The 17,358-nt window shown below is 74.5% G+C and carries 18 protein-coding genes and 1 pseudogene; 7 read left to right on the forward strand and 12 right to left on the reverse strand.

The features are described from left to right. Positions 1-32 precede the first annotated feature (32 nt). Complete coding sequence (locus tag ACIRPP_RS10500; protein WP_403639869.1) at positions 33-1,151, forward strand: cobalt-precorrin-5B (C(1))-methyltransferase; 1,119 nt, start codon at positions 33-35, stop codon at positions 1,149-1,151. Positions 1,152-1,168: 17 nt separating this feature from the next. Here ACIRPP_RS10500 and ACIRPP_RS10505 read toward each other — a convergent pair whose 3' ends face one another. The 5 genes and pseudogenes from ACIRPP_RS10505 to ACIRPP_RS10525 form a co-directional block, all read right to left on the reverse strand. Beyond that, the gene (locus tag ACIRPP_RS10505) at positions 1,169-1,504 is read right to left on the reverse strand and encodes a glyoxalase superfamily protein (RefSeq protein ID WP_403639872.1); all 336 of its coding nucleotides are present in this window, start codon (positions 1,502-1,504) and stop codon (positions 1,169-1,171) included. Beyond that, entirely contained in the window at positions 1,494-2,243 is a 750-nt protein-coding gene (gene cobM, locus ACIRPP_RS10510) for a precorrin-4 C(11)-methyltransferase (protein ID WP_403639875.1), read from the reverse strand. Before cobM ends, ACIRPP_RS10505 begins: the two co-directional genes overlap by 11 nt. Then, entirely contained in the window at positions 2,240-3,526 is a 1,287-nt protein-coding gene (gene cbiE, locus ACIRPP_RS10515) for a precorrin-6y C5,15-methyltransferase (decarboxylating) subunit CbiE (protein WP_403639878.1), read from the reverse strand. The genes cobM and cbiE overlap by 4 nt, the downstream gene beginning before the upstream one ends. Positions 3,527-3,632: 106 nt before the next feature. Next, positions 3,633-3,763: pseudogene (locus tag ACIRPP_RS10520) on the reverse strand (respiratory nitrate reductase subunit gamma); the annotation flags it as partial. A 131-nt stretch (positions 3,764-3,894) separates the two neighbouring features. Then, positions 3,895-4,404: a hemerythrin domain-containing protein gene (locus ACIRPP_RS10525; RefSeq protein ID WP_403639881.1), complete on the reverse strand. Its 510-nt coding sequence runs from the start codon at positions 4,402-4,404 to the stop codon at positions 3,895-3,897. A gap of 304 nt (positions 4,405-4,708) precedes the next feature. On the opposite strand from ACIRPP_RS10525, the gene ACIRPP_RS10530 reads away from it, so the two are divergent. Beyond that, complete coding sequence (locus ACIRPP_RS10530) at positions 4,709-5,131, forward strand: pyridoxamine 5'-phosphate oxidase family protein (RefSeq protein WP_403639884.1); 423 nt, start codon at positions 4,709-4,711, stop codon at positions 5,129-5,131. Between the two features lie 59 nt (positions 5,132-5,190). Here ACIRPP_RS10530 and ACIRPP_RS10535 read toward each other — a convergent pair whose 3' ends face one another. After that, positions 5,191-6,186, reverse strand: coding sequence for an Acg family FMN-binding oxidoreductase (locus tag ACIRPP_RS10535; RefSeq protein WP_403639887.1), 996 nt, complete (start codon positions 6,184-6,186; stop codon positions 5,191-5,193). Positions 6,187-6,909: 723 nt separating this feature from the next. Here ACIRPP_RS10535 and ACIRPP_RS10540 point away from each other — a divergent pair. Further along, on the forward strand, positions 6,910-7,554 hold the full coding sequence (locus tag ACIRPP_RS10540; RefSeq protein WP_403639890.1) for a CBS domain-containing protein: 645 nt from the start codon (positions 6,910-6,912) through the stop codon (positions 7,552-7,554). 55 nt (positions 7,555-7,609) lie between these two features. Here ACIRPP_RS10540 and ACIRPP_RS10545 read toward each other — a convergent pair whose 3' ends face one another. The 6 genes from ACIRPP_RS10545 to ACIRPP_RS10570 form a co-directional block, all read right to left on the reverse strand. Next, on the reverse strand, positions 7,610-9,061 hold the full coding sequence (locus ACIRPP_RS10545; RefSeq protein ID WP_164351341.1) for a flotillin family protein: 1,452 nt from the start codon (positions 9,059-9,061) through the stop codon (positions 7,610-7,612). A 106-nt stretch (positions 9,062-9,167) separates the two neighbouring features. Next, positions 9,168-9,677, reverse strand: a complete 510-nt coding sequence (locus tag ACIRPP_RS10550) for a hypothetical protein (RefSeq protein ID WP_164338145.1) — start codon at positions 9,675-9,677, stop codon at positions 9,168-9,170. A gap of 380 nt (positions 9,678-10,057) precedes the next feature. After that, a complete protein-coding gene (locus ACIRPP_RS10555; protein ID WP_403639893.1) occupies positions 10,058-10,672 on the reverse strand; it encodes a hypothetical protein in 615 nt (204 codons plus the stop codon). Between the two features lie 74 nt (positions 10,673-10,746). Then, complete coding sequence (locus tag ACIRPP_RS10560; protein ID WP_164438042.1) at positions 10,747-11,550, reverse strand: rod shape-determining protein; 804 nt, start codon at positions 11,548-11,550, stop codon at positions 10,747-10,749. A gap of 115 nt (positions 11,551-11,665) precedes the next feature. Then, the gene (locus ACIRPP_RS10565) at positions 11,666-12,037 is read right to left on the reverse strand and encodes a TraR/DksA family transcriptional regulator (RefSeq protein WP_403639896.1); all 372 of its coding nucleotides are present in this window, start codon (positions 12,035-12,037) and stop codon (positions 11,666-11,668) included. A 55-nt stretch (positions 12,038-12,092) separates the two neighbouring features. Beyond that, positions 12,093-12,419, reverse strand: coding sequence for a TraR/DksA family transcriptional regulator (locus tag ACIRPP_RS10570; protein WP_192235847.1), 327 nt, complete (start codon positions 12,417-12,419; stop codon positions 12,093-12,095). A gap of 258 nt (positions 12,420-12,677) precedes the next feature. Here ACIRPP_RS10570 and ACIRPP_RS10575 point away from each other — a divergent pair, with 258 nt between their 5' ends. The 4 genes from ACIRPP_RS10575 to secD all read left to right on the forward strand — a co-directional run bounded on the left by ACIRPP_RS10575 (position 12,678) and on the right by secD (position 17,185). After that, positions 12,678-13,676 (forward strand): HAMP domain-containing sensor histidine kinase, encoded by a 999-nt coding sequence (locus ACIRPP_RS10575; protein ID WP_403639900.1) that lies wholly within the window; start codon positions 12,678-12,680, stop codon positions 13,674-13,676. Beyond that, complete coding sequence (locus ACIRPP_RS10580; protein ID WP_164335340.1) at positions 13,673-14,341, forward strand: response regulator transcription factor; 669 nt, start codon at positions 13,673-13,675, stop codon at positions 14,339-14,341. The genes ACIRPP_RS10575 and ACIRPP_RS10580 overlap by 4 nt, the downstream gene beginning before the upstream one ends. Further along, positions 14,338-14,757 carry a hypothetical protein gene (locus tag ACIRPP_RS10585; protein ID WP_403639903.1) on the forward strand — a complete coding sequence of 140 codons (420 nt, stop codon included), beginning with the start codon at positions 14,338-14,340 and terminating at the stop codon, positions 14,755-14,757. The genes ACIRPP_RS10580 and ACIRPP_RS10585 overlap by 4 nt, the downstream gene beginning before the upstream one ends. Positions 14,758-14,830: 73 nt before the next feature. Continuing rightward, on the forward strand, positions 14,831-17,185 hold the full coding sequence (gene secD / locus ACIRPP_RS10590) for a protein translocase subunit SecD (RefSeq protein WP_403639906.1): 2,355 nt from the start codon (positions 14,831-14,833) through the stop codon (positions 17,183-17,185). The last annotated feature ends 173 nt before the right edge of the window (positions 17,186-17,358 follow it).

Raw genomic sequence — 17,358 nt, forward strand, 5'->3', positions numbered from 1 at the left:
TCCTTTCTCGGTTCCCGTCGGGAGAACGCGTCATGAGCAGCGAGGCCAGGGGCGGTCGCAGCGCCCAACTCAAGCACACCGGTCTGCGGCCCGGCTGGACCACCGGCGCCTGCGCGACCGCCGCGACGACGGCCGCGTACACCGCGCTGCTGACCGGGGACTTCCCCGACCCGGTGACGATCACGCTGCCCCGGGGGCAGACCCCGTCGTTCGCGCTCGCGGCGGAGGAGCTGACCGGCGACCGGGCGATGGCGGGCATCGTGAAGGACGCGGGCGACGATCCCGACGTCACCCACGGGGCACTGGTGCGGGCGACGGTACGCGTCCTGCCCGCCGGGCGGGGTGTCGTGTTCCGGGCGGGGCCGGGGGTGGGCACCGTGACCCGGCCGGGGCTGCCGCTGGAGGTGGGCGAACCGGCCGTGAACCCGGTGCCCCGTCAGATGATGCGCGAGCACGTCGCCGAGGTCGCCGCGCGCCACGGGGGCGCCGGGGACGTCGAGATCACGCTCTCCGTCGACCACGGCGAGGAGATCGCCCGGTCCACCTGGAATCCCCGGCTGGGCATCCTGGGCGGGCTGTCGATCCTCGGCACGACCGGCATCGTGGTGCCCTACTCCTGTTCGGCGTGGATCGACTCGATCCGGCGCGGGGTGGACGTGGCCCGGGCGGCCGGCCGGACGCATGTCGCCGGGTGCACCGGCTCGACGTCCGAGAAGACGGTGGTCGCCGAGTACGGACTGCCCGAGGACGCCCTGCTCGACATGGGCGACTTCGCGGGCGCGGTGCTGAAGTACGTCCGGCGCCACCCGGTGGACCGTCTGACGGTGTGCGGCGGCTTCGCCAAGCTGTCCAAGCTGGCCGCGGGGCACCTGGATCTGCATTCGGCGCGTTCCCAGGTCGACAAGGGTTTCCTCGCCGGCCTGGCCCGGCGCGGCGGTGCCGGCGAGGCGCTGGCCGCCGAGGTGGCGGACGCCAACACGGGGCTGGCCGCGCTTCAGCTCTGCCGGGCGGCCGGGGTGCCGCTGGGCGACCTGGTCGCGACGGCCGCCCGCGACCAGGCCCTGGCGGTGCTGCGCGGGGCGCCGGTCGCGGTGGACGTGATCTGCATCGACCGGGCGGGGAACGTGGTGGGCCGAAGCACCGTGGCCTGAGCCGGCGGCGGCCGGGTTCAGTCGTCGAGGGGGCCCACCCGCAGGCGGTTGCCGTCGGGGTCCCGGAGTTCCACCTCGGGCCCCCACGGCTGGTCCCTCAGCTCGGCGCCGAACTCGGCGGCCACCGCGCGGGGATCGGCGAGCCGGAGGTACACCAGTCCGTCCGGCCGGGCGTCGCCCTCGTGCTCCGACAGGTGCAGGCGGACCGGGCCGCGGGCCAGTTCCGCGTAGCGGGGGAAGCCGGGCCCGAACCGGTGCTCCCAGCGCGGGCCGAAGCCGAGCCGCGCGTACCAGGGCAGCGAGGTGTCCATGTCCCGCACCCGCAGGACCGGGACGGCCCGTTCAGCAGACATGCCGGTCGCGTTCCGGGGAGTACAGGTGGCTGTCGCGGAACTGTTCGGCGCCCAGGGTGCGGCCGACCATGATGACGGCGGTCCGCAGCACGCCCGCCTCCTTCACCTTCCCGGCGATCTCGTCGAGCGTCCCGCGCAGGACCAGTTCCTCGGGGCGGGAGGCATGGGCGACGACGGCACTGGGGCAGTCCGCGCCGTAGTGCGGGAGCAGTTCGGCGACCACGCGGTCGACGTACCGGGCGGCCAGGTGGAGCACGATCAGGGCGCCGCTGCGGCCGAGGGTGGCGAGGTCCTCACCCTCGGGCATGGGGGTGGCCTGCTGGGCGACGCGGGTGAGGATGACGGTCTGGCCGACCGTCGGCACGGTCAGTTCGCGCTTCAGGGCGGCGGCCGCCGCGGCGAAGGCGGGCACGCCGGGGACGACCTCGTAGGGCACTCCGGCCGCGTCGAGGCGGCGCATCTGCTCGGCGACGGCGCTGAACACGGACGGGTCGCCCGAGTGCAGCCGGGCCACGTCGTGGCCCTCCTCGTGCGCGCGGACCAGTTCGGCGGTGATCCGGTCCAGGTCGAGGTGCGCGGTGTCCACCAGCCGGGCGCCGGGCGGGCATTCGGCGAGGAGTTCGGGGGGCACCAGGCTGCCCGCGTAGAGGCAGACCCGGCAGGCGGCCAGAATGCGGGCGCCGCGCAGGGTGATGAGGTCGGCGGCGCCGGGCCCGGCGCCGATGAAGTACACGGTCATGCGTCTGCTCCTGGTCCTGCCGCGTCGGGGCCGGTCGGTCCGGACGTCTTCTCCACGGCCCACTGGGTGACCGGCATCGCCTGCCGCCATCCGGTGAAGCCCCCCACGGGCACGGCGTGCGCGACGGACAGGCGCACCAGCTCGCCGCCGAGGCGGCGGCGGGCGTCGGCCAGCAGCGCCTCGGACTCCAGGGTCACGGTGTTGGCGACCAGCCGTCCGCCCTCGGGCAGCGCGTCCCAGCAGGCGTCGAGGAGTCCCGGGGCGGTGAGGCCGCCACCGATGAACACCGCGTCGGGAGTGGGGAGTTGCGCTAGGGCGGCGGGCGCGGAACCGGTCACCACGTCGAGGGCCGGCACGCCGAGCCGGTCGGCGTTGCGGGCGATGCGCGCGGCCCGGACGGGGTCGCGTTCGACGGTGACGGCGCGGCAGGCGGGGTGGGTGCGCATCCACTCGACGGCGATGGACCCGGAGCCGCCCCCGATGTCCCACAGCAGTTCCCCGGGGGCGGGGGCGAGGGCGGCGAGGGTGGCGGCGCGGACGTGCCGTTTGGTGAGCTGGCCGTCGTGTTCGTAGGCCGCGTCGGGGAGTCCGGGGGCGGCGCCGAGGCGCAGGGTGCCGGGGGCGCGCCGGCAGTCGACGGCGACGACGTTGAGCGGGTCGCCGGCGTCCTCCCGGCCGGGCCAGTCGTCGGCGGGCGTCCAGCCGGTGGTGCGTTCGCGGGGGCCGCCGAGCTGTTCCAGGACGCGCATCCGGCTCGGTCCGAAGCCCCGGTCGCGCAGCAGGGCGGCGACGTCGGCGGGCGTGCTGGCGTCGGCGCTGAGCACGAGCAGGCGCCGCCGGTCGTGCAGGGCGGCGGCGAGGCGGGCGGTGGGGCGGCCGACGAGGGTGACGACGTGGGTGTCCTCCACCGGCCAGGCGAGGCGGGCGCAGGCGAGGGTGACGGACGAGGGGTGCGGCAGGACGTGCACGGCGCCGGGCCCGAGGAGGCCGGTGAGGGTGCGTCCGATGCCGTGGAACATGGGGTCGCCGCTGGCGAGGACGGCGATGCGGCGGCCGGCGTGCGCGTCGAGCAGGCCGGGGACGGCGGGCCGCAGCGGTGACGGCCAGGGGACCCGCTCGGCGCGGCACTCGGGGGGCAGCAGCGCCAGTTGGCGCGCTCCGCCGATCACGGTCTCGGCGTCGAGGAGCACGGCCTGTGCGGCGGGCGGGAGTCCGCGCCAGCCGTCGGCGCCGATCCCGACGACGGTCACCGGGGCGGTCGGGGCGGGTCGGGCGGGCGTCACGTGCGGGTTCCTAGGGGTCCGGAGGGCATCGGGTAGGCACTTTACGGGGTGGCCGGCCGCCCGCCGCCGGTCGGGTCGGGGCCCGCTGAGCGCCGTCCGGTGCCGGTCAGCCGGTGCGTTCCCAGCCGCGGTGCGGGGGCCGGTTGCCGAGGCGCTCGTCGCGGCTGCGGTAGACGATGTAGGGGCGGGTGAGGTAGCCGAGGGGGCGGTGAGCATGTGGGCGAGGCGGGTGAAGGGCCTTCGGTTTCCGGCGGCCAGACTCTACGACCGCCTTCCGTGGGAAGGTCCACCACCACGCCAGGAATCGTGGGCGATTCCCGCACCCGGGCCCGCGCACGGGCCCGCCGCACGGGCCCCCGGCACCGCGGTCACCGGGGCGGGCCGGCGGGCTCCCGGCCGCGGGCCCCGGCCGGCGGGGACAGAGCCCCGCCCGCCCGGGCCCGCTCGGCCTCGACGGCCTCCCACTCCTCGGTGCCGAGCAGGGCGAGAGCGGCCGGGAAGACGCCGTCCTGCTCCTTGAGGATGTGGGAACGGAGCAGGTCCATGGCACCCAGCAGCCGGTCCGGCCAGGTGGGGTCGGCGGGGGCGGTCCCGTCGGCGGCCTCGGCCAGCACGGCGTCGACCCGGCGGTGCTCGGCCTCCAGCTGGGCGATCCGGTCGGGGAAGTCCGCGGCGAGAGCGGGGAACAGGCCGTGCTCCTCGACCCGCGTGTGCGGACCGAGCACCCGCGCGATCGCACGGGCGGTCCGCGCCATCCGGGCCGTGTCGCCCTCCCGGTGGGCGGTCCGCAGATGGCTGATGAGGCGGACGACCTCGTCGTGCTCCCGGGTCAGCTCGTCGATCGCCGTCAGGGACTGGCAGCCGCAGTACTCGCACATCACGGGACTCCCGAGGTGGTCGGTGGCGGGGCCCCTGCCCGGTCCGGGGGGATCCCCGGCCGCCGGTCGGCGCCCTCACGATCAGTGTCCCGTCCGGGGCCCCCGTGCCAGTGGGGCCGAAGGTCCCGGATGTGACGCGAAACGTCCCCCCGGGTCGGAGCGGGACCCCGGGACCGCCACGGCGCCGGCGACGGCGCGCGGAGCACGGCGTAGGCAGGGCTCTCGGGCGGTGTCCGACGCCGGGCGGCGGAAGGGGGCCGGTCGGCCCTAGCCGCGGGCCGGACGGGACGACGACCATGGAACGATGTTCCAGAACGACGTGTTCCGCGCCCTCGGACGGCAGGAATGCCTGCGGCTGCTGGCCACGGCGCCGGTCGGGCGGGTGGTGTACACCCGCCAGGCCCTGCCCGCTGTGCTCCCGGTCAACTTTTCCCTGGACACGGACTCGTCCGTGATCCTGTGCACCTCCGCCGCCTCGGACCTGGTGCGCGCCGTCGACGGGGTGGTCGTGGCCTTCGAGGCCGACGAGTTCCACGCGGAGACGCGGTCGGGCTGGAGCGTCGTCGTCACCGGCAAGGCCGCCGTCGTGACCGACCCCGTCGAACGGGAGCGGCTGGCGCGACTGGGCCACAATTCGTGGATGCCGATGCTCGACGGGGTGTACGTACGGATCGAGCCGGAGATGGTCACCGGCCGGGAGCTGAACGCGTCGGCCGCGGCGCGGTGAGGCCGCCCCGGGGGCCGGGGCGGCCCCTCGGTGATCCGCTCACTCGGCCGGTGATCCGGTCACTCGGTTGTGAGGATGTCCCGGACGGGGCGGCGGGGCGTCGCCGGGCCACGGGGGCCGTAGCCGATGCGCAGGACCATCTGCGCGTCGCCGGTTCCGGACGCCGGGTCGCGGGCGAGCAGGCGCAGTCCGGGCTTCTCCAGCGCGTGCGAGGTCAGCGAGGTGGCCAGGTCCGCCAGTGTGGCTTCGAGCAGCACCCGTTCCATGGCCTGCCCGGCGCGCAGCCACGCCTCGGGGTCGTCGCCGCGGGTGCTCAGCACGGCCAGGTGGGCGACCTGCTCGAAGACGCTGGAGCCGCGGTCGGCGACCGGGCGGCGTCCGGCGAAGTCCCGAACGGGTGCCCTGCCGCCCAGCCTGTCCGGGCCGAAGGCGTACTCGGGGACGCCGTCCACGGCGACGTCCGCGTCCGCCCCGAGCCGGGTCCAGCGCACCAGGTCCTCGCGGGCGCCGGGGTCCAGGTCGTCCCGGCTCTCCGCGTCGCGGACCAGGTCGAGCAGGGTCTCCGCGTGCCAGACGCCGGCGAAGCGCAGCTGCGCACCCTCCTTCGCGGCGGCGTCCCGCAGGACGGTCCGCAGCTCCTCCGGGAGGTCCTTGTCGGCGAACGGGTGGCGGCTGGTGTGCCGTTGCCGGATCGCCGGGTGCAGCCGCGCGAGGCCGGCCGGTACCGGTGAGCCGCCGGCCGGGTCGTCGAGCCGGACGTCGGCGAGCAGTTCGGGTTCGTCCGGGTCGGGCAGCAGGGTCGTGACAGGCACGAGCCCCGCGTGCGCGGCGGCGACGCGCAGGTTGAACAGGGCGGCACCGCACCCCAGGTGCAGGGCGCGGTTGTCCGGGTCGGAGCGGGGCATCGCCCGTTCCAGGTCGGCGCGCAGCTGAAGCACCCGCCGGGCCACCAGGTGGCGGAAGCGCCAGGGCTGCGCGTTGTGCATGGACGGCGCCGCCGCGGCCTCGGCGACCAGCGCGGTCACCGTCCTGTCGTCGAGGGGTGACGAAGCCATGGCATCCTCCTCACGCACCGGCGGGACACCGCCGAGGGCCACGAACGACCGCTCGCCCCGTCGTCCGGGGTGCGGGTGCCCTTGTCACCAGGGTCCCCCGACGGACCCCGTCCTGCCCCGTGGCCCCGAGGTCCCCGGCCGGGGGCCGACCGGCCCTTTTTTCCGGTTCTTCCGGTCGGGGGGCTTCCTGGGGCCCGGGCTCCGGCCCGGCCGGCGGTCGTCGGGCCGGTCCCGGGAGGGGTCCTGAGCGTGCGCCCGACTGGTGAACCTTGCAGACCCGGAGCCGGCGCGGGTCCCCCGCGAGCCCGAAGGCGGCGCAGATCCCCGCGAGCCCGAAGCCGACGCAGATCCCCGCGAGCCCGAAGACGGCGCGAGTGCCCAGGAGCCCGAAGCCGACGCAGATCCCCGCGAGCCCGAAGACGGCGCGAGTGCCCAGGAGCCCGAAGCCGACGCAAGACCCCGCGAGCTGGAGCAGGCGCAGGACCGCAGATGCCCCGAGAAGCAGGTCCCCGGCCGGGGACCTCCGGGCCCGGCCCGCTGACCGGGTGGTCCCTGGCCCGGTCCCGCCGGGGCGTGCAGGCTGGAGTCGGGGCCGGCACCCGGGCACGAGCCCGCCCCGCCGCCCGCCCGGGCCGGCCGCGGGAACCCCCGCGCCCCCGGCGTCGGCGGTAGTCTCCGATGATCCGCCCGGCAGACCGGTGCGACGCCGCCCGAGGAGGCACCATGCACGCCACCCCGTACACCGTGAGCGACGTGATGACCCGTGCCGTCGCCGCCGTCGGCCGTGACGCCGCCTTCAAGGAGATCGTCCGCACGATGCAGGAACGGCGGGTCAGTGCCCTGCCCGTGGTGGCGGACGAGGGGAGGGTGGCGGGCGTCGTGTCCGAGGCGGACCTGCTGCCCAAGGAGGAGTTCCGGGACAGCGACCCCGACCGCCGCACGCAGCTGCGCCGCCTCCCCGACCTGGCCAAGGCGGGCGCGCTGACCGCGGGGGAGCTGATGACCGCGCCCGCCGTCACCGTCCGGGCGGAGGCGACCCTCGCGCAGGCCGCGCGGATCATGGCGCGCAGCGGTGTGAAGCGGCTGCCGGTGGTGGACGACGCGGGGGCGCTGTGCGGCATCGTGAGCCGCGCCGACCTGCTGAAGGTCTTCCTGCGGGACGACGAGGAGATCGCGGCGGAGGTGCGCCGGGACGTGCTGCCCCACGTGTTCCGTCAGGACGCGGGCGACACCGTCCGGGTGGAGGTGCGGGAGGGGGTCGTCACCCTCGGCGGCCGGATCCGGGACACGTCCCTGGTGCCGGTGGCCGCCCGGCTGACCCGGGCCGTGGAGGGCGTCGTGGACGTACGGTTCGACCTGTCCGGCTGACCGCATGACGGTGCCCCGGACACCGTCAGGCGTCCGGGGCACCGTGGGCGGAGCGTCACTCGGTGATGTCGACCTTGCCGTTGCCGGCCTCGGTGGCCGGGGCCGCGGCGGCCGGAGCGGCAGCTGCCGGGGCGGCCTTGCCGCGGTCGGCGAGTCCGCTGAGCAGCTGCGCGAGGTCCACGCCGGTGGTGGAGCTGAGCAGTTCCATGCCCTGGGCGACGTTGTCGGCGACCGCGCGCGGCAGCTTGCCGGCGCCGTCCGTGGAGATCACCGTCATCTTCTCCACCGCGGACAGCGGCTCGGCCGCCTTGGCGACGACCTGCGGCAGCACCTCGACCAGCATCTGCAGCACGGCCGCGTCGCCGTACCGCTCGAAGGCGTCCGCCTTCTTGTGCATGGCGTCGGCCTCCGCCGCGCCCTTCGCGGCGATGGCGGCGGCGTCGGCCTCACCCTCGATGCGGACGGCGTCGGCGAGCGCGGCGCGCTGCGCCTTCTCGCCCTCACCGGTGAGCCGGGCCCGCTCGGCGTCCGCCTCGGCCTCCTTGACCAGCGCGATGCGCCGGGCCTCTGCCTCCTGCTCGGCCTGGTAGCGGGCGGCGTCGGCGGGCTTGCGGACCTTGGTGTCCAGCTCGCGGTCGGTCAGCGCGGCCTGCCGGGTGGCGACCTTCTCCTGCTCCTGGAGGACCTCCTGCTGCCGTGCGGCCTCGGCGAGCGGACCGGCGGCGCCCGCCCGGGCGGCGGCCTCGTCGGTCTCGGCCTTGATCTCGGCCTGCTTCAGCGCGAAGGTGCGCTGCGCGATCGCGATCTCCTCCTCGGCCTTGAGCCGGGCCTGCTCGGAGGCGCGCCGGGCGACGGCCTCGGCGATGTCGGCCTCCTGCTTGGCGCGGGCGGCCTCGGGCCGGCCCAGGTCCTCCAGGTAGGAGCCCTCAGTGGTGATGTCCTGGATCTGGAAGGCGTCCAGCACCAGGCCCTGGCCGGACAGGCTGGCCTCGGCCTCCTCGGCGACCTGGCCGGCGAAGGCGGCCCGGTCCCGGATGATGTCCTCCACGGACATCCGGCCCACGATGGAGCGGAGCGCGCCGGACAGCACCTCCTGGGTGAACCCGACGATGCCGTTCTGCTGCATCAGGAACCGCTGGGCGGCGGCGCGGATCGAGTCCTCGGTGCCGCCCACCTTGACGATGGCGACGCCCTCCAGGTTGGCCTTCACACCGCGCAGCGTGACCGCGCCCCGGACGGCCACCGGGATGTGCCGGCTGGAGAGGTCCAGGGTGAACTTCTGCTGCACGAACGGCACGACGAAGACACCGCCGCCGACCACGACCTTCTGACCGCTGTTGTCGGTGAAGATGCGGCCGGTCTCGGGGTCGGTGGACTTCTTGCCGCGGCGGCCGGTGACGATGAACGCCTCGCTCGGACCGGCGACCTTGTAACGGGTGACGACCACGAGGGCCAGCAGGACCAGGAGTACGACGACTCCGATCACGGCGATCAGTACAGGGCTCATGTAAACGTGGATCCCCTCAGCCTTCCCCGGGGGACGGCGAATCGAATCTGCGACGGACACTTACGGACAGTTGGGAGGGACGGCGGCCCGACGGCCGCGCGGTGGGTCAGCGCTCGACGGGACGGACGGAGACGGACGTGGCCGACAGGGCCGACTCCACCCAGACCTCGGTGCCACGCGCCACCGGCACCGCGGACTTGGCCGCCAGCTTCAGCGGCTGCCCGGCGAGATACACCAGCACCTCGCCGTATCCCCCGGCGGGGATGGCGGTCACCACCGACGCCGAGGAGCCGACGAGGTCCCCGCCGCGCGGTGCGGCGGCGTCCTGGTCGCTCATCAGGGCCCGGCTGAACCGCCAGGTCAGCCATCCCGCGGCGACGCCCGTCAGCACGCCGACGGCCGTGGCACCGGTGACGCCCAGGCCCGTCGTGCCGAGGGTGATGGCGCCGCCGAAGCCGAGCATGGACACGAAGCCGGCGATGACGGGCAGCGACAGGAACCCGTCGAGCATGCCGTCCAGCACACCGCCGAACAGGCCCTCCAGGACCCCGTCGAAGATCAGCGAGAGCAGCAGCACGACGAGACCGGCGATCCCCAGACCCACGAACCAGTTCATCCGGGCCCCGCTTCCACTCGACGACCTCCCGCCTCTCCATCGTGTCATGACCGACGGACGTCTTTCATTGCCTGATTCCGGCAGTCTTTACGCGTTCTTGATGCCGCCTTCTCCCGGACCTGCCCGTTCCGCCCGCGGACGGGGGCTCAAGTCGGCCACGTGGAGCGGGCGAAGGGTCCTCCGGGCGCCCGTCACCCGGGCGGGGAGCGGGACGGTCGCCGTCCGGGCGGAAATCTTTGCCAGGCCCCGGCAGTTCCCCGGCCGCGCCGGGCCATACAACCGCATGAAGCGCGGGAAAGGCCCGGCGGGGAGGGTGCCCGCCCGGCGCCCGGTCAAGTCCTCCCTGGCCGGGCTCCGTTGGCGGCGGGCGCCGCCCCCGCTCAGGTGGGTGTGGTCCAGCCCGGTGCCGTCCTGGCCCAGGCCGCGTCCCAGGCCGCGAGGTCCCGTCGGCGCAGCGCGAAACGGGCCGCGGCGTGCGTGGCGGCCCCGGTGAGGACGACGCCGAGGGCGGCCAGCAGGGCCCAGCCCATGCTGCGGCTGCGGACGTCCTCGTCGGTCAGTGGCGCCTGCGTCGCCTCGCCGCCGGTGGTGATCCAGATCCGCAGCGGGCTGTCCGCGGGCATGCCCGGCGGGACGTCGGCCGTCGTGGTCCGGGTGCGGCCCTCGCGGGTGACGACGCTGACCTCCGCCGGATAGCGGGTCTCCTTCTCCTCGTCCGAGCCCGGCTCCGGATGGCGCGGGACGTCGTGGAGCACGGTCGCGGTCGTCTCGTAGCGGGTCCGCTCCTGGTGGCGGGCGACGCCGTCGTAGTGCCGGTGCGCGAGGTCGGCCGCCACCACGGCGGCCACCGGGGCCAGCACCAGTACGGTCAGCAGCACCCCGAGCCCGCACCAAGTCCGCAGCGTGTCCGTGCGGCGGCGCAGGGGGTTGCGCCGCCGCGGCGCACGGTCGCGGGGCGGGTCGGGGGGCTGTGCGGGAGGTATCTCGCCCGCCACGTGGTGCTCCCTTCCGGGGTGGTCGCGCAGGGGTACAGGGGCAGCAGGAGGAACGGGAGGCGGGCCGCCGGAGGTCAGACGGCGCCGCCGGCCGGGGGATGGTGGTGCTCGGCGGCCAGCAGTCCGGCGGCCCCGCGGACCGCGGCGGTGTGCGGGGACGTCACCGGCTGGACCGGGCAGCCGAGCCGGCCGGGCAGGCTGTGCGTGACCTCGGGCCGCAGGGCACCTCCCCCGGACAGCAGGACGCCCCGGCGCAGGGCGGTACGGGTCACCGAGGTGCGGTCCTGCCGCAGCATGGCGGTCACCATCTCCACCACGGCGTCGGTGATGCGTTCGGGGGGCGTGCCGTCGCCGAGGTCGGCGGTGCCGAGCGCGGTGCGGCGGGCGTCGGTCACCGCACCCCCGGAGAGCAGCACCACCTCGGTGAGGTGGGCGCCGATGTCGACGACGAGCAGCGGTTTGGCGTCGTCGGCGCCCGCCGCCAGGGCCACCGCCCGCGCGCCCGGGACGGTGATGACGGCGCGCGGGCGGAGGATCTCGACCGCCGTACGGGCCTCGGTCCGGAAGGCGAGGCCGTCCAGGACCGGGGCCGTGACGACGACCAGGGGGCGGCCGAACCGCGGCATGCGGTGGCCCAGCAGCCGGTCGAGCATGCGGGCCGTGCCGGCGGTGTCGATGATGGTGCCGCGCTGGATGGGGTGGATGGCGCCGTTGCCGGGGAACGTCACGGTGGGCACGTCGAGAACCATGCCCCGGCCGGCGATCCAGGCGCGGGTGCGGGCACTGCCCAGGTCGAGTGCGATGCCGGAGCAGCGTCGGCACAGCGGCCAGTGCGTGTGCCGCCCGGACACCGGGCGGGCACGCCGGGTGACGGTCACGGGACGGCCCTCCGTTCGGTGCGTTCGCCGGCAAGGGGGTGGCGGCCCGGGCGGGAGGTGGCCGCCCGGGCCGGGGGCCGCGCCGGTGCGGGCGGGCGCGGCCGGTGTGCAGTGGTCATCGTGCGGCCTCCCGCACCTGCTGGCAGCGGGCGCAGTAGCGGGCCTGCGGCACTATCAGCAGGCGGTCCCGCTCGACCGCGCCGCGGCACAGGTGGCACCTGCCGTAGGTGTCCGTCTCCATGCGGCCGAGTGCCGCCTCCACGTCGGCGAGCACCATGCGGGCGGAGGCGGCGAGCCGGATGCCGACCTCGATCTCGCCGGCGTCCCGCTGCGGCCGCTCCTCGGCGCGGGGCAGCGGGTCCGCGGCGAACTGCCGGAGCTGTTCCTGGCGGAAGAGCCGTTGCTCCAGCAGGTTTTCGCGCAGCGCTGCGAGGTCCTCGGGTGAGAGGACCGTGTTGTGCTCACCGACGGTCTGGTGGGTCACCACTGCACCCCTTGTGCGGTCAGCGGAGAGGAGAAACGGACGTGCGGAACGGCCGGTGTCAGGCCGCGCGGCGCTGGCAGGCGACGCAGTGCCGGGTGTGCGGGAGGATCTCCAGGCGCTCCGGCGGCACGGGCTTGGAGCAGCCGAGGCAGGTGCCGTAGGTGCCGTCGTCGACGCGGGCGAAAGCCTCGTCGATCTCCGTGAGGACGCGCTTGATGGAGTCCTTCTGGTTCGACATCAAGTGGTCGTCGGCGCTCTGCCCCGATTCGTCCAGGGCCTTGAGCTGGGCGAGGCGGGTAGATCGGGCGTGCTCGAGGCGGCGTCGGATCTCGTCCGAGGCCGGGTTGTCGGTACGCGCTTCGGTGCGGGGCAGGTCGAGCGACACGAAGGGGTCCTCTCTGAAGAAGGAAATCTGAAGAAGGAAAAGGGGGTGGTGTCTTCACCATGGCCGCAAGTCCGTCCGCCGCCCATCGGCCATGGAGCCCATCTGTGCGGGGTCGCAGGACCCACCCCGCCCGGCGTGGGTCCGGCGGCAGGGGGAAAATGGGGCACGGACCCCATGGACGAGCAAGGCGGGGCCCGTGCACGCTGGCCGCTGTTCGCCGGGACAAGGGGCCGTGGCCGCTGCCGACACGGCGCGGTGATGTCGACAGCGAAGCCGGTCAAGGAAGAGGAAGGCGAGACCTCGGTGTCCCTGTACTGGCGGATCTTCGGCCTGAACGCGGTGGTGCTCGGTCTGGCCACCGCGCTGCTGCTGTGGGCCCCCGTGACGGTGTCCGTGCCCATCCTGCTGACCGAGGCGGTCATCCTGGTCGGCGGTCTCGCCGTGATGCTGGTCGCCAACGCCACGCTGCTGCGCATCGGGCTGGCCCCCCTGGACCGGGTGACCCGGCTGATGGCCACCGTGGACCTGTTGCGTCCCGGTCAGCGCCTGCCGGTGCACGGCGGCGGTGAGGTGTCCGACCTGGTCAGCACCTTCAACGCCATGCTGGACCGGCTGGAGAAGGAGCGGGCCGCGAGCAGCGCCCGCGCGATCCTCGCGCAGGAGGCGGAGCGGCGCCGCATCGCCCAGGAGCTGCACGACGAGGTCGGGCAGAGCATGACGGCCATCCTGCTGGCCCTCAAGCGGGCCGCCGACGAGGCGTCCGACCCGTTGCGCGAGGAACTCCAGCAGGCGCAGGAGATCACCCGGCTGAGCCTGGACGAGGTGCGCCGCCTGGTACGCCGGCTGCGGCCGGGAGTGCTGGAGGACCTGGGTCTGGTCAGCGCCATCACCTCGCTCACCACCGAATTCGCCACGCATACCGGTCTGCGGGTGATCCGCGGCTACGATTCCGATCTGCCCGCGCTGGACCAGGAGACCGAGTTGGTGATCTACCGTGTGGCGCAGGAAGGGCTGACCAACGCCGCCCGGCACGCCGACGCCGGTACGGTCCGGGTGAGCCTGCGGAAAGGGGACCACTCGGTCGTGCTGGAGGTGGAGGACGACGGGCGCGGCATCGGCGTGGCCCGGGAGGGTGCGGGGATCCGCGGGATGCGGGAACGCGCACTGCTGCTGGGGGCCACACTGGACATCAGCCCCGCGTCGCCGTCCGGCACCCGGATCCGGCTCACCGTGCCCGCCGTCAGGAAGCAGTCATGAACCACCAGGACCACCCGGCCAAGATCCGGATTCTGCTCGCCGACGACCATGCCCTGGTCCGTCGGGGGGTCCGGCTCATCCTGGACCGGGAGCCCGACCTGGAAGTGGTCGCCGAGGCCGGGGACGGCGCCGAGGCCATCGCGATGGCCCGCACGCACGACATCGACCTGGCGGTGCTGGACATCGCCATGCCGCGGCTGACCGGTCTGCAGGCCGCGCGTGAGCTGTCCGCGCTGAAGCCGGGGCTGCGCATCCTGATGCTGACCATGCACGACAACGAGCAGTACCTGTTCCAGGCCCTGAAGGCGGGCGCGGGCGGCTATGTGCTGAAGTCCGTCGCCGACCGGGACCTGGTCGCCGCCTGCCGGGCGGCGATGCGGGACGAGCCGTTCCTCTACCCGGGGGCGGTCACCGCCCTGATCCGCAACTACCTCGACCGGGTGCGCGACGGTGAGGAGGCCCCCGAGCAGCTGCTGACCCCGCGCGAGGAGGAGGTCCTCAAGCTGGTCGCCGAGGGGCACTCCTCGAAGGAGATCGCCGAGCTGCTGTTCATCAGCGTCAAGACCGTCCAGCGGCACCGGGAGAACCTGCTGAGCAAGCTGGGGCTCCGGGACCGCCTGGACCTCACCCGGTACGCCATCCGCGCGGGACTCGTCGAGCCTTGAGCACCCACCGGCCGGGACATGCCGCCCGCCTTCCGCACCGCGTCGTCGCGGGCCTCCTGGCCCTGACGGCGGTCCTGCTGACCCTCGCCTTCACCGACGGTGCCCGGCTGGTGCCCGCCGGGGAGGCGTCCTCCCCGGACGCACCGGCCGTGCCGGCGGCGTCCTTCGAGCCGTACGACAGCCATCCGCACACCGACGAGGCGTACTCCGGCAGCGGCACCCTCCTGCTGCGGTCGCTGCGCGACGCCGGTGAGCGCACCGCTCCCTCCGGCCACCTCCTGTTCACGCCTCCCTACACGCCGCGGGTGCCGCACGGACCGGTGCGTCCGGCCCCGGTGTCCGGGCACGGGCAGCTCGTCGCCGCGTACGTGCCGTCCGACCTCGGCCGGGCCCCGCCGTCGTCCACCAGCGCTTGAGAGTCCCCGTTCTTCCCCCCCTCTCCCCCGCCGTGCCGGCCTTTCCGGCCGCGGTGTGCCGCTGGAGGCACCAGTGAAAAGTTCCACAGCGCAAAGCTCCAACCGGATCAGGGCGTTCTTCGCGTTCGCCGTGGTCGCCCTGGCCGTGTTCGTCGCCGCCACCGTCCCGGTCCGTCTCGGGCTGGACCTGCGCGGCGGCACCCAGATCGTGCTGGAGACCCGCTCGACCGAGACCACGAAGGCCGACGCCGCGGCGACCGACCGCGCGCTCGAGGTCCTGCGCGGCCGGGTCGACGCGCTCGGCGTCGCCGAACCGTCCATCGTCCGCTCCGGTGAGAACCGGATCATCGTCGAGCTGCCGGGTCTGCAGGACCCGCGCAAGGCGGCCGACGTCCTGGGCCAGACGGCCCAGCTGTCCGTGCACCCGGTGCTCGGCGCGGAGACCGGCGAGGTCCAGACGAAGCCGGACGACAAGGGCGAGCGCGTCCTGGCCGACGAGGACGGTCAGCGTCTGCGGCTCGCGCCCGCGAAGATGACCGGTGAGGACGTCAAGGACGCCGAGGCCGGCCTCGACCAGCAGAACGCCGCCGGCTGGTTCGTCTCCGTGGACTTCAAGAACGACAAGGACTGGGCCAACCTGACCGGTCAGGCCGCGTGCAACCCGGAGGGCGACCCCAAGCGCCGCGTCGCCATCGTCCTCGACAACAAGATCATCTCGTCGCCGCAGGTCCACCCGTCCGTCGCCTGCAACGTGGGTATCACCGGCGGCACCACCCAGATCACCGGTTCTTTCAGCAGCGACGACGCCAAGGAACTCGCCCTGCTCATCAAGGGCGGCGCCCTGCCGGTGCCGGTCGAGACGGTCGAGCAGCGGACCGTCGGCCCCACGCTGGGTGCCGAGGCCATCGAGGCCAGCGCCTGGGCCGCCCTCGTCGGCACCGCGCTGACCGCGCTGTTCATCATCGTCGTCTACCGGCTCATGGGTCTGCTCGCCACGGTGGCCCTGGCCTGCTACGGCGTCATCTCCTACGCCGGTCTGGCGGCGCTCGGCGCGACCCTGACCCTGCCCGGTCTCGCCGGTTTCGTGCTGGCCATCGGTATGGCCGTGGACGCCAACGTGCTGGTCTTCGAACGGGCCCGGGAGGAGTACAGCTCCCGGAACCGGGCCAGCAGCCGCTCCGCGCTCACCGCCGGCTTCAAGGGCGCCTTCAGCGCGATCGCCGACTCCAACGTCACCACGCTGATCGCGGCGGCCCTGCTGTTCTTCCTCGCCTCCGGCCCGGTCAAGGGCTTCGGTGTCACGCTGGGCATCGGTGTCATCGCGTCCATGATCAGCGCCCTGGTGATCACCCGGGTGCTGGCCGACTTCGCGGTGCGCCGCCGCTGGGTGCACCGCCGGCCGCAGGTCACCGGTCTGGCCTCGATCGGCCGGGTCCGCGAGTACCTCACCCGCCGCAACCCGCAGCTGATGCGCAACCCGCGCCGCTGGCTGCTGGTGTCCGCGCTCGTGCTCGTCGTCGCCGGTTCCGGCATCGTCGTGCGGGGGCTGAACTTCGGTGTCGAGTTCACCGGCGGCCGCCTCATCGAGTACTCCACCACCCAGACCGTCGACCCCGACGACGCCCGCTCCGCCCTGGCCGACGCGGGATTCCCGCAGGCCGTGGTGCAGTCCTCCGGGGACAACCAGCTCACGGTGCGCACCGAGGAGCTGACCAACCAGGAGGCCGTCAAGGTCCAGGAGGCCATCGACAAGGTCGGCGACGGCGCCGAGAAGGTCCGCGACGAGCTGATCGGCCCGAGCCTCGGCGACGAACTGCGGCGCAACGCGCTGATCGCGCTGGGGCTGGCCCTCGCCGCCCAGCTGGTCTACCTGGCCTTCCGGTTCCGGTGGATGTTCGGCACGGGCGCGGTGAGCGCGCTGGCGCACGACGTGATCATCCTGACCGGTATCTTCGCCTGGCTGGGCAAGCCGATCGACGGCGTGTTCCTGGCGGCGCTGCTCACCGTGATCGGTTACTCGGTCAACGACTCCGTCGTGGTCTTCGACCGCATCCGGGAGCTGTGGCGCAAGGACGGCAAGGCACCGCTGGGCGACGTGACGAACCTCGCGATCCTGCAGACGGTGCCCCGCACGGTCAACACCGGTATCGGTGTGCTGTTCATCCTGTTCGCGCTGGCGCTGCTGGGCGGTGACTCGCTCACCGACTTCGCGCTCGCCCTGCTGATCGGCATGCTGGTCGGCACCTACTCGTCGGTGCTGACCGCCTCGCCGCTCGCCATCGAGCTCGACGCGTACGCGCGCCGCCGGGGCAAGGGCGGCGGGTCGCGCGGCCGGGGCAAGGGCCGTGGCGGCTCCGGGCACGGGAAGTCCGGGATCGGTGAGCCCCGTTCGGGCGGCCGGTCCAGGGCAGGCAGCACGGGGAAGTGAACCCACCGGGCGGCCCCTCGTGAGGAGGGCCGCCCGGACCGGCACACGGCGCCGCCGCCCCCCCCCGCCCGGGGGGGGGGGCGGCGCCGGGGGGGGGGGGCCCCCGGGGGGGGCGGCGCCCGGGCCCCCCCGGGCGCCCCGGGGGGGGGGCCCCCCGGGCCCCCACCACCCCG

Source organism: Streptomyces sp. NPDC101219, from assembly GCF_044767675.1.
Classification (GTDB): domain Bacteria; phylum Actinomycetota; class Actinomycetes; order Streptomycetales; family Streptomycetaceae; genus Streptomyces.